The sequence below is a fragment of the Paenibacillus faecalis genome, from assembly GCF_900289175.1.
GTDB classification, from domain to species: Bacteria; Bacillota; Bacilli; order Paenibacillales; family Paenibacillaceae; genus Paenibacillus_AQ; species Paenibacillus_AQ faecalis.
Genome location: NZ_LT985747.1, coordinates 3,443,779 through 3,455,566, shown reverse-complemented (window position 1 = coordinate 3,455,566; position 11,788 = coordinate 3,443,779). Strand labels below are relative to the sequence as shown.

The 11,788-nt window shown below is 46.5% G+C and carries 8 protein-coding genes; 6 read left to right on the top strand and 2 right to left on the bottom strand.

Annotation, left to right across the window (positions count from 1 at the left end; genetic code table 11):
• Window positions 1-5 precede the first annotated feature (5 nt).
• Together C8268_RS16345 and C8268_RS16340 are read left to right on the top strand one after the other, a co-directional pair.
• Entirely contained in the window at window positions 6-668 is a 663-nt protein-coding gene (locus C8268_RS16345) for a hypothetical protein (protein ID WP_106768656.1), read from the top strand.
• A gap of 74 nt (window positions 669-742) precedes the next feature.
• Entirely contained in the window at window positions 743-1,603 is an 861-nt protein-coding gene (locus C8268_RS16340; RefSeq protein WP_106768655.1) for a MurR/RpiR family transcriptional regulator, read from the top strand.
• Window positions 1,604-2,118: 515 nt separating this feature from the next.
• Here the strand turns inward: C8268_RS16340 and C8268_RS16335 are convergent.
• Entirely contained in the window at window positions 2,119-2,415 is a 297-nt protein-coding gene (locus tag C8268_RS16335; RefSeq protein WP_106768654.1) for a hypothetical protein, read from the bottom strand.
• 315 nt (window positions 2,416-2,730) lie between these two features.
• Between C8268_RS16335 and C8268_RS16325 the strand changes: the two genes are divergently transcribed.
• Both C8268_RS16325 and C8268_RS16320 read left to right on the top strand, forming a co-directional pair.
• Window positions 2,731-3,432, top strand: a complete 702-nt coding sequence (locus tag C8268_RS16325; RefSeq protein ID WP_106768652.1) for an ABC transporter ATP-binding protein — start codon at window positions 2,731-2,733, stop codon at window positions 3,430-3,432.
• Between the two features lie 12 nt (window positions 3,433-3,444).
• Entirely contained in the window at window positions 3,445-6,756 is a 3,312-nt protein-coding gene (locus tag C8268_RS16320; protein WP_199794863.1) for an ABC transporter permease, read from the top strand.
• Window positions 6,757-6,854: 98 nt separating this feature from the next.
• Here C8268_RS16320 and C8268_RS16315 read toward each other — a convergent pair whose 3' ends face one another.
• Complete coding sequence (locus C8268_RS16315; RefSeq protein WP_106768651.1) at window positions 6,855-7,904, bottom strand: hypothetical protein; 1,050 nt, start codon at window positions 7,902-7,904, stop codon at window positions 6,855-6,857.
• Between the two features lie 248 nt (window positions 7,905-8,152).
• Between C8268_RS16315 and C8268_RS16310 the strand changes: the two genes are divergently transcribed.
• Both C8268_RS16310 and C8268_RS16305 read left to right on the top strand, forming a co-directional pair.
• Window positions 8,153-9,919 (top strand): ABC transporter ATP-binding protein, encoded by a 1,767-nt coding sequence (locus tag C8268_RS16310; RefSeq protein ID WP_106768650.1) that lies wholly within the window; start codon window positions 8,153-8,155, stop codon window positions 9,917-9,919.
• Window positions 9,900-11,756, top strand: a complete 1,857-nt coding sequence (locus C8268_RS16305; RefSeq protein ID WP_106768649.1) for an ABC transporter ATP-binding protein — start codon at window positions 9,900-9,902, stop codon at window positions 11,754-11,756. Before C8268_RS16310 ends, C8268_RS16305 begins: the two co-directional genes overlap by 20 nt.
• The last annotated feature ends 32 nt before the right edge of the window (window positions 11,757-11,788 follow it).

The window sequence follows — 11,788 nt, the reverse complement described above, 5'->3', positions numbered from 1 at the left end:
AAAAGATGACGGTTCGGGATTTACGATCAACTTTTTCGGACGAGGTGATGGCATGTGCGGAGCTTGAGCAGGACCCTCTTTTTCATAAGATACCAAAATCCAAAATTCCGTACTATGTATCAGCTTCGCTAGCCAAAGGCAGAGAGGCGGCAGCACCGTATATGGGAAAGAATATTCGGGAGCTGTGCCAGGCTGAAGGCGTACGTTATGAAATCACGAACCGTTCTGGTACGTTCCACAATGTGTCGTTCCGTGCACAGATTGATTTTACCAAAAATCCGCCGGAAATCATCATCTTCTCTGCATCATTGGCTGGGATGGGGCCAGCTTACCGAGAGGTAACCGGTGCGGAAGAGGAGGGTACAGAGCTGGATCGACTCATCGATATCCATCTGGCTCATGAGTTTTATCACTATCTGGAATATAAATCGGGGAAATTTACGAATGAAGAGCTGGAGCCTATTGAGGTGTTCAGACTGGGGACATTTTTTGTAAAACGATCAACGGTTGTAAAGACTAGTGAAATAGCGGCGCACGCTTTTTGCAAGGAAATACTGGGGCTTCCCTGTTTACCAAACGTGCTGGACTATGTTTATCTGATTCGGAGCAATCAGCTGTCCCAAAAGCAATTCGAGCAGCAGGTCATCTCCTGGAAGTCCTGGATGTAGCTTTATCAATACCGTACTCGGTGTGATATAATGGAGTGTGCTAGTTTTCCATTGGCAGATCAGGAGGAGGTACCATGTCTTCACAGGTTCCGGCAGTCATAGCAAAGATTGTATCACAAACACAGAAGCTAACTTTCGGGGAAAATCAGATTGCCAACTTTGTCATCCACAATCCCGAATTTATTACACGTAACACCATTACTGCAATCGCAAATGAGATTGGTGTATCGGAGACCAGCATCAACCGCTTTTGTAAAAAGGTAGGCTTCAAAGGGTTTAATGATTTCAAGATTGCTTTTGCCCAGGATGCGTTCTACCGGGATATGCAGGCGAAGCGAAAAGAGAGACGGGAGATCAATGCGATTGATGCCCTGGCTTTAGATTATAATGAATTGATTGTTAATACCTCGGCGCTCATTACAGAAGAAAAGCTTGCTCAAGTCGTTGAGCTGCTGAAAGGGGCAAGAAGGATATTTTTGATCGGTTTGTTCGATTCTTTTCTGGCGGCGATTGCTTTAAAGAACCGACTGGCGATCATCGGCATGATGTCGGAGGCGATCAATGACAGCAGAGCGATGAAGATTGCCGCGTCTCAATGCAGCTCGGAAGATGTGATGATTGCGTTCTCACGTTCCGGATCAACGAAGGAAATTGTCGATGCCGTATCCATTGCCCAGGTGAATCAGGCCAAGACGGTTGCCATTACGTGTTATGATTCATCGCCGATTACAGAAAATGCAGTCGTTGATATGATTGTGCCGGATAAAATTTCGGTCAATAACAGTGCGCTGATGTCCAACCACATTACATTCCTGTTCGTTGTGGACCTGATCATGAACGTGATTATTTCCTCGGACAAGAAATATTTGAAGAAAAAGCTGGATAGTGAAGCGATTTTGGCAAGCGACCAATCGATCACAAATTACTTTTTATAGCTTGTATTAGGGGCTTTGAAGGGTCTATTGACGCGAAAGAGCTCCTTTTTTTTATTGTATATATGTTGAACTAATGATCCTAGCTTGAGCATCACTACGAATTCGGATTATTCTTCCGATCGCTCTTGCCCCCAGATTTCTCTGAAGGATATACAATCGTTGAAATCCGGGGACAGCTTACGCTTTCGAAGCGAGCTTTCCTGCGGAAAGCTTTTAGGCGAACACTGACATTTCTCCAGAATAATTCCGACTTCTTTCGTTGAAGTAGTACCTTTCTTTAGTTCAATCTATATACTTTAAACGATTTAATTCTATATCGTAGTTTAGCTCAGGTACTGATCAATTCTAATGATCTCTGCAATGACATCATCGATCTTTAGAGAAGTGTTGTATGATCCGAAAGTCCGCGTTAGAGGCAGTATCATGAATTACAACTTCTTCTTGTTGTTCTTTTGAACAAGCTCCTAAAATAAAAATTGTCATTAACATCAATACTAATGAATTTTTTTTCATGTTCATGAAATTATACTGCGAATCCACAAAGCATCCGCTGGTTCAGCTAACATCTCCATCCCGAAACCGGCAATTACAATCAGAACAGCCAGTGCTACATGTATGGTTTTGTTACTGAGTCGGGTTTTTTCAGCTAGATATATGAGCAAGATGACGAGCAGCGGGTAAAATAATTGCTGTAAATTATCATTCTTTGTCATTACACTCAGCAGTTTTGAAGCGTAAATGGAGAAGCCCAGTGAAAATAGAAAAAACGGGATTCTAACCTTTATATGAAATCGTTCTTTTTTCAAATTCATTGATCTACATCCCTCCTGTATACATTTTTATTAAATTCGATTAATCGACACGCCATCTCATTCGGTTTAATGAGCATTCCGAACTGGGCTGACGTAGTTTTTCTAAATATAAGCTCCTTTAACAATGATAAGAGTCTACTTATATAACGTTTATATTTACAAAATGTTGCTTTAAAATATTTTTTTAAAACACCTGGATCTACAGAAGTGACCTGCATTTTTATTCACTCCTTTTTTTTGATACACTTGATTACAAACTAAGTGATGAGAATGCCCGGGGAGCGGTTTATAAAACATAGAGGGGAGTGGACAAAAGTGGCATTTGTTTCTATTAAAAATGAGTATAAACGCTATAAAATGGGTGAGACCACAATCGTAGCGAATGATGGAATTAATTTTGATATTGAAAAAGGCGAGTTCGCCATCATAGTAGGTCCCAGCGGAGCAGGGAAATCAACGGTACTGAACATATTGGGAGGTATGGATACGGCGGATGAAGGACAGGTTCTTGTTGATGGAACGGATATAGCAAAGTTTAACAGCAAACAGCTTACCGGATACCGCCGTACGGATGTCGGTTTTGTTTTTCAGTTTTACAATTTGGTGCCGAATCTGACAACGATAGAAAATGTGGAACTGGCTTCCCAAATTTCTTCACGTGCTTTAGATGCAGAGCAGGTGCTGAAAGATGTCGGACTCGGTGATCGGCTGAACAATTTTCCGGCACAGTTATCCGGCGGAGAACAGCAGCGTGTGGCGATCGCAAGAGCGCTTGCCAAGCAGCCGAAGCTGCTCCTGTGTGATGAACCGACCGGGGCGCTCGACTATAACACAGGCAAGCAGGTGCTGAAGCTGTTACAGGATACTTGCCGCAATACTGGAACAACCGTTATCGTCATTACACACAACTCGGCAATCGCGCCTATGGCTGACCGTGTCATTGAGATCAACAACGCAAAGGTCCGGAAGGTCGTACTGAATCCGAATCCGGTACCTGTAGAACAAATCGAGTGGTAAGGAGTTAAATCTTTGAAAAAGAAAGCATTATGGACCGATATTTTCCGGGAAATATGGAGAACCAAGGCGCGGTTTCTATCCATTTTTTTAATTATCATGTTGGGTGTCGGGTTTTTCGCGGGAATCAAAGCTACCGGACCCGATATGCTCAATACCGCTGAACATTATTATAAAGAGTTTCGCTTAATGGATTTAAAAGTTCAATCCACTTATGGATTGCGTGAGAAGGATATTGAGACTCTGGAAAAGGTTCCTGACGTTTTGAAAGTCCAGCCCGGCTACAGTGCGGATGTTTTTTTGGGTGACAGTGGACTGATTGCAAAGGTATTCTCCTACCAGGAGGATCATACACTTAACCAGTATAAAGTCACGTCAGGCCGATTGCCTGAGACTTCCGGTGAAATTGCCATTGATGATACCGGAGAATTGGCAAGCCTTTATAAGCTGGGAGATACGATTACATTTACGAATCCAGACCCAGATGCTGACCTGAAGGATACGTTCCATAAGGTGAGCTATAAGGTCGTTGGAACGGTAAAAAGCCCGATGTTTATCGATTCGATGGGGCGTGGAAGCAGCAGTATTGGAAAGGGAACGGCCGATGCATTCGTCGTTATTCCCCAAGAAGATTTCAATATGTCGGTATATACCGAAGCTTATATGGATTTTAAAGATACAGCTGATCTTGCACCGTATACGCCGGAATACGATGATCGGGTGGAGGAGCATAAAAAGCAGGTAGAGCAGGCGTTTGAGGGACAGCCTGAGGAACGTTTGAAGGAAATAAGGGAGGAAGGACAGAAGGAGCTTGATGAGGCTGAAGCTAAAATCGACGATGCCAAGAAACAGCTGGCTGAGGCCAAGCAGGAGCTGGATGATGCTAAAGCGAAGTTGGATGATGGACGCCGGAGCTATCAGGAAGGTGTAGACAAGCTCGAATCAGAACTGGCAAGCGGCCAAGCGAAGCTGGATGCAGCGGCAAGGGAAATTGAAAAAGGGAAGGCGGATTTGGAGCGTAACCGCGAGCGAATGGCTGATGGACAAGCACAGATCAAGTCCGCTCAAGCTCAATTAGACGCCCAAAAGAAAAAGCTTGAGCCCCAGCTTGCCCAGGGACAAGAGTTGGTCAAATCTTTAAAGCAGATTGCAAAGCTGCCGCCTGAATCGATACCTGCCGAGCAGAAACAGCAGCTGATTGCTGCTTCAAAAGCAGCAAACGCCCAATTGGGACAGGCTGTTGCCGGATATGTAAACGGTGCGGTCGATGCCTCGGCATTAAATGCAGCAATTGCTTCATTTGAGCAGGGATTGAATCAGGGAGCCAAGCAGCTGCAAGCTGCACAGCAGGAGCTGGACGCTCGCAAGAAACAGCTCGAAGAAGGAGAAGCGCAGCTTCGTGCCGGAGAACGTGAGCTGGCGAAGGGTGAGGCTGAGCTTCGACAGGGGCAGTCTGACTTGGCAAATGCAAGGCAGCAGGGAGAAGAGAAGCTGGCTTCTGCCAAAGCGGAGCTGGATGAAGGACAGGCTGAGTACGAGAAAGGGCTTGCGACTTATAAGGAAGAGAAAGAGAAGGCGGATCGGGAAATTGCCGACGGGGAGAAGGAACTGGCTGAAGGGCAGCAGGAGCTGGAGGAGCTGGAGCCGCCGAAAACCTATGTGCTGGACCGAAGTGTCAATCCGGGGTATACCGAATATAGTGATAATGCGGACCGTCTGGCATCGATCGCGACCATATTTCCGATATTCTTTTTTCTGATTGCGGCCTTGGTCAGCTTGACGACGATGACGCGCATGGTGGAAGAGCAAAGACTTCAGATTGGAACATTGAAGGCGCTTGGCTACAGCAACGGTGATATTATGAAAAAGTTTCTGGTGTATGCCACTTTGGCCAGTGTCACCGCAACCGCTGCAGGACTAGCGATAGGCTATACTCTTCTTCCGAATATTATCTTTGATGCATATGGCACTTTATATAACCTGCCGGGCATACGGACAAGCTTTTACATGAGTTACAGCATTATATCGATTGTTGTAGCGCTTCTATGTACGACGATGACGGCGTTCATCGCGGCCAGAGTGGAACTTCGGAGCACTGCTTCGGTGCTCATGCGGCCAAGAGCGCCGAAGAGTGGACAACGTATACTGCTGGAACGGGTAGGTTTTATATGGAAGCGTCTTGGATTTATAGAGAAAGTCACTGCACGCAATCTGTTTCGTTATAAACAGCGTATGTTTATGACCGTATGCGGCGTTGCAGGCTGTACTGCGCTTATATTGACAGGCTTTGGCCTAAAGGATTCGATCAGTGACATTGCGCCGCTGCAGTTCGGCAAGATTATGAAATATAATGCGATGGTGGCGTTTCAGGATGACAGCAGTGAGAAGTTGAAGCAAGAGTATAACGAGCTGATTGACAGTACACCTGAACTGACAGATGTGTTGAATGTAACGCAAGAAACGATGAAGGTATCGGCCAAGGGTGTCAACAATCAAGAGGTGACATTGTTTGTTCCGGAGTCACCGGATAAGCTGAATAATTTTGTGACGCTGAAGGAAAGAAAATCGGATCAAAGTGTGCCGCTGACGGATGAAGGGGCTGTGGTGACGGAAAAGCTGGCCAAACTTTATGATATAAAGGCCGGAGACACGGTGACGATCCAAAACAATGATAACGACTCCTTCGAGGTTCACATAACAGGTGTAACGGAGAACTACGCTATGCACTACCTGTATATGACGCCTGCTTATTATGAGAAGGTTTTTGGTGTAGGACCTGAAGTAAACACACAGCTGTTGAACTACAATAATACCGATCCGAAATGGGAAGATGCTTTCGGTGAAAAGCTAACCGAGAATCAACGCGTCGGTATGGTAAGCTTTACGAGCGGGGCTAGCAGTGCTCTTGAAGATACGCTGGAAAGCATGAATGTCGTTGTCGTTGTGCTTATTATATCTGCGGCAGCTTTGGCTTTTGTTGTATTGTACAATCTGACCAACATCAACGTCTCGGAACGAATTCGTGAGCTATCCACCATTAAAGTGCTCGGTTTTTACGATAAAGAGGTGACGATGTATATTTACCGGGAAAACATCATTTTAACTTTCCTTGGCATTATCACCGGCATGTTCTTGGGAATTTGGCTGCATGGGTTTGTGATGCAAACGGCTGAGATGGATAGCATGATGTTCAGCCGGAACATTGAATGGCTGAGCTTCGGTTATGCCGCTGTGCTGACATTAGTGTTTTCAGGAATCGTGATGATCTCTATGCATTTCAAGCTAAAACATGTTGATATGATTGAAGCACTGAAGTCGGTAGAGTAGAATCTGATAAATCGGATAGTAGACAGCATTGGAATTTGAAAAATTGAGGTAAACTAATAACAACGGGCCTTGCAAGTAATTGCGAAGCCCGTTGTTTATTATTGAATCAACTGACGGAACGCCCGGTTCAAAATATGGGTCATTTGCATCATTTCTTTTTTACTGTTATACATGCCGTTCAGCAGCATTTCTCGTTCGGTTTTATGCTTGAACTCCAGAAACATATCCTGCGCTTTAAGCAAGATGTCCATCGTCGCGGTCTGATCACGGTTGTCATCAGATTTCAGGTAATGAATCAGATTGATTATTTTGACGATGCTCAAGGCAACGGCTTCTTGCGGAATTTGGCTCAGCATACTGCCGATCGCATCATCGTTGAGCGCACCGAGCAGACTGCTCCCGCCAACAAGCACGGTCATACCGCCGGCCACTTCAGGGCCGCCTGCAGCGATCGATCCCCCTCCAAGCATCGTGAGCCCGGCTGTAGTAGCGGTAGTACCGGAAACTCCAAGCATTCTGCTAATAGCAGGGGCGATTACAGGCAGAGCGAGTACGGCTGCAATCGATCCGACGCCTGTAAGGCCGGTTGAACCCCATTTGAACATTTTTCCGCCTTCATCTTTAATGTCTTTAAAGAACTTTTCTGTATTTTTATGAACTTCAACTCCCCATGGTCCGAATTCGCACATATGAGAAATTTTATCAATATGAGCTTCAAAGTCGCTCTCTTCACCTGCGTGTTTGAAATGGTCCATATCGTAATAGATCGGGGTATGAATGACTTCCTGCATGATGAGAAACAGCTGTACCCGCCCTTCGATGCTTGCGCTGAATTCATGAATAAACGGCTCAATCTCGGCGTCTCTAAGAAATTCCGGCAGAGGGAGCAGATTTTTGGCTTCCCAATAGGTCTTCCATTCTTCTTTTTTGCGGATTCTTTCAAGTGCCTTGGAGGCAGCATGGTTTTTATGTGCCTTGTTCAGGGAGTGAAGAATACCGCTTTTTTGCGAAATATTCCGCTGCTTCTCTTCAATCACTCTGAGTTCATGATATTCATACGCCAAGTCTTCGACCATCCGAAACTGGACCAACTTCTGGATGAGGGTGTAACCCTCTTCATTTAAGGTGAATGCTTGCGGCAGGTTCATTCCATTCATCATCCTTCCGAGTTGCTAACTATTATATCGAATGAAAAGAGGTTAAAATTTAGTAGCTGGATAAGAAGGTGTAAAGCTGGCTCTCTCGGGAAACGTCAAAATCAAAGATATTTACTTTTGAATCATTGTGTTTCAAACCGATTAGGCCGGAAAATACGTTATAATACAAGGTATGTTACTAGCAAGGCCCATTATTTCGGAGGCTTTTCGTTTCAGGGCCATCAGTCGGAGGAATGCTTATGGGAATCGTTTTTTCCTTTTTGAAAAAATATCGGGTTGCCGCAATAGCGGCTTTAATGATGATGTTGATTGAGCTTGTTTTGGAATTGGCTCAGCCGATCATCATCTCTAAAATCATTGACAATGGCATACAGCAGGAGGACCTTTCAGTCGTATGGCTGTGGGGAGGGATTTTGACATTTAGTGCGTTGATTGCATTCGGGGCGGGGATTGCTAGTTCTTTCTTTGCTGCACATACGAGTCAAGGGCTTGGTTACGATATGCGGGAGAGATTGTACGACAAAGTGCAGTCATTTTCGTACTCCGTGTTTAACCGTTTTGCGACTTCGTCCCTGATTACAAGGCTGACCGGAGACGTTACACAAGTTCAGGATACGGTATTTATGGGACTGCGGTTCATGACCCGGGTACCGCTCGTGGTGACCGGTAGCATCATTATGGCGGTTATCGTGAACGTGCGTTTAGGTCTCTGGCTTGTATTGACGGTGCCTGTACTGTTTCTTTTTATCTCCTGGATTATGAAAAAAGCAGCTGCTTCTTTTCGCAAGGTGCAGCAGCGGCTGGACGCAGTTAACGGCGTTATTCAGGAAAATCTGACAGGAATCCGCCTCATTCGCGTATTTGTCCGGATGGAACATGAAATTAAACGCTTTGCTGATTCATCGAAACGTCTTATGAAAGGGACCGTTTCGACGCTGCGAATGACGGAACGAACGATGCCTTTCATCCTGATCGTTATGAACGCGGCGATTATGGCGGTCTTGTGGTTTGGACGAAAAGATATCGTTGCTGGAAGCACCTCTATTGGTGAGGTTGTCGCTGTATTGAATTATACTTTACGCTGCATAGGTGCTATGTCGGCATTGTCCGGTTTGGTGATGGTGCTTTCACGGGCACGTGCGTCAGCACTGCGCATACGGGAGGTTCTGGATACCGAAGGTGATATGGATGAGGTCGGGAAGATCGGACGAGGGACCGAAACCGCTGAAAAAACCGGAAGAAAAATGGAACTTCAAGGTGCAGTAAAGTTTGAAAACGTCGGCTTCAGTTACCCGGGCAGCGATATCGCTGTGCTGACGGACATATCTTTCCAGGCGCGTCCCGGTGAGCGGATCGCTATTATGGGAGCAACTGGCTCCGGAAAGTCTTCGCTCGTTCAGTTGATTCCAAGATTATATGAAGAAGATTCAGGTGCAGTTTATATAGACGGGGTGAAGGCTGACAAGCTGGATCTGAACCAGCTGCGCCGAAGCGTCGGTTATGTCCCCCAGGAAGTGTTGCTGTTCTCGGGAACGATAAGGGAGAATATCGCCTGGGGTCAGGAAGATGCCAGCATGGAGGATATTGTAGAAGCCGCCAAAAGAGCGCAAATACACGAGACGATTGATCGTTTACCCAAAGGATATGAAACGATGCTGGGTCAGCGCGGCGTGAATTTGTCCGGCGGTCAGAAACAGCGTCTGTCCATTGCACGAGCGCTTGTCCGCAAGCCTGCGATTTTAATTCTTGATGATAGCACAAGCGCTTTGGATGTGCGAACGGAAGGACTACTTCTGGATGCATTAAAGGATCTATCATGCACAACGTTTCTGATCACCCAGAAGATCAGTTCGACCACATCGGCTGATTTGATCTTGCTGCTGGATGACGGTCGTTTGATCGCTCAAGGAAATCATGCAGCGCTGTTGACAGCTTCCTCCTTATATCGCCGCATTTATGAGTCTCAATACGGGAAGGAGGAGTCGTATGTTCAAAACATTCACTGAACCGTTCCGTCATCCGAGACCGAAATTTGAGCTGGGGGAAGGAAAAGGTATATTCAGCCGCAAGACAAATGCCAAGGCAAAAAACTGGTCAGCTGCGCTGGGACGGATATGGTCATATTTAGCGCATCGCAAGGGCAAGCTGACGCTTGTTCTGCTGATGGTTATGCTCAGCTCGGGGCTGGGACTGCTGGGACCATATTTGCTCGGTGTTGCGGTGGATAATTTTTTGGCGAATGCGGGGAAAGCCGGAAACTCTGATGGGCCGCTATGGATTTATTTTTTGATAGGACTTGCAGTTGTGTATGTGCTTCAGGCGCTCACCACCTGGCTTCATAATATTTGGATGATTGGAATTGCCCAAGAGACAGTGTACCGGATGAGAACGGATCTGTTTACACATTTGCACCGGCTTCCGATTCCGTTCTATGGAAAAAGACAGCAGGGCGAAATTATGAGCCGCCTGACCAATGATATCGAAAATGTAAGCTCCACGCTGAACAGCTCGGCAATTCAGATCTTCTCCAGTGTTCTGACACTCATCGGGACGCTGTCGGTTATGCTGTGGCTTAGTCCACTGCTGACCCTGCTTACGTTTCTGGTGGTTCCCCTTATGGCGCTCGGCATGCGCTGGATTACGCGCCGCACTGGACCGCTCTTCAAGGAGCGGCAGGAAAACTTGGGCGAGCTGAACGGCTATATTGAAGAGACGCTTTCAGGCCAGCGCATCATTAAAGCGTTCTCGCAGGAGGAGCGGGTTATCCGCGAATTTGGGGAGCGCAACGCCAAGATCCGGATGTCCGGCTTCTGGGCGCAGACGATTTCAGGCTTTATTCCGAAGCTCATGAATGGGCTGAACAACCTCAGCTTTGCGATCGTTGCCGGGATCGGCGGTATTATGGCAATCAAGGGGTATATTACGATCGGAGTTATCGTTATTTTTGAAAGCTATGCAAGGCAGTTCACACGACCGCTGAATGATTTGGCGAACCAGTGGAATACGCTGTTGTCCGCAATCGCAGGGGCAGAGCGGGTATTTGAAGTGCTCGATGAAGAGGTCGAGTCCAAGGATGAAGGTGCTGCCGTAAAGCTCACCCATGTGAGAGGGGCCGTTTCCTTCAAAGATGTTTCTTTTTCATATGAGAAAGACGGAGATACGCTGCAAAACGTCACTTTTGAGGCAAAGCCGGGAGAGATGATTGCTTTAGTCGGACCGACCGGGGCGGGCAAGACCACATTAATCCAGCTATTGTCCAGGTTTTATGATCCGGATAGCGGAATCATTACGCTGGATGGACGTGATTTGGCTTCCATTCAACGGGAGAGTTTGCGATCGCATATGGCATTTGTTTTGCAGGACACATTTTTGTTTGAAGGTACGATTCGGGACAATATCCGATTCGGGCGGCTGGATGCGACCGATGAGGAAGTCGAAGAGGCGGCGAAGCTTGCGAATGCGCATTCCTTTATCATGCGTTTGAATGACGGATACGATAAGATGCTCAAGCAGGGTGGAAGCGGCATTAGCCAAGGGCAGAGACAGCTGCTTGCTATTGCCCGGGCTATTCTCGCCAATCCGTCTATGCTAGTACTGGATGAGGCGACCAGCAGCATCGATACAGTAACCGAGATCAAAATTCAAGAAGGATTGCAGCGTCTCATGAAAGGGCGGACAAGCTTTGTGATCGCTCACCGATTGAACACGATTCGGCAAGCGGACCGAATATTGGTGCTCAAAGAGGGGCGGCTGCTGGAACAAGGATCACATGATGAGCTGTTGAAACAGGAAGGATTTTATAGCGAGTTGTACCACAGCCAATTGAAAAGGGCTATATTGTGAACTTGTGCTTTCATCAATTTTCGTATGAATGG

Excerpts from the sequence above, each read along its gene's own strand:
- C8268_RS16345 (WP_106768656.1), top strand. The coding sequence starts at position 6 with ATGACGGTTCGGGATTTACGATCAACTTTTTCGGACGAGGTGATGGCA.
- C8268_RS16340 (WP_106768655.1), top strand. The coding sequence starts at position 743 with ATGTCTTCACAGGTTCCGGCAGTCATAGCAAAGATTGTATCACAAACA.
- C8268_RS16335 (WP_106768654.1), bottom strand. The coding sequence starts at position 2,415 with ATGAATTTGAAAAAAGAACGATTTCATATAAAGGTTAGAATCCCGTTT.
- C8268_RS16315 (WP_106768651.1), bottom strand. The coding sequence starts at position 7,904 with ATGAACCTGCCGCAAGCATTCACCTTAAATGAAGAGGGTTACACCCTC.
- C8268_RS16310 (WP_106768650.1), top strand. The coding sequence starts at position 8,153 with ATGGGAATCGTTTTTTCCTTTTTGAAAAAATATCGGGTTGCCGCAATA.
- C8268_RS16305 (WP_106768649.1), top strand. The coding sequence starts at position 9,900 with ATGTTCAAAACATTCACTGAACCGTTCCGTCATCCGAGACCGAAATTT.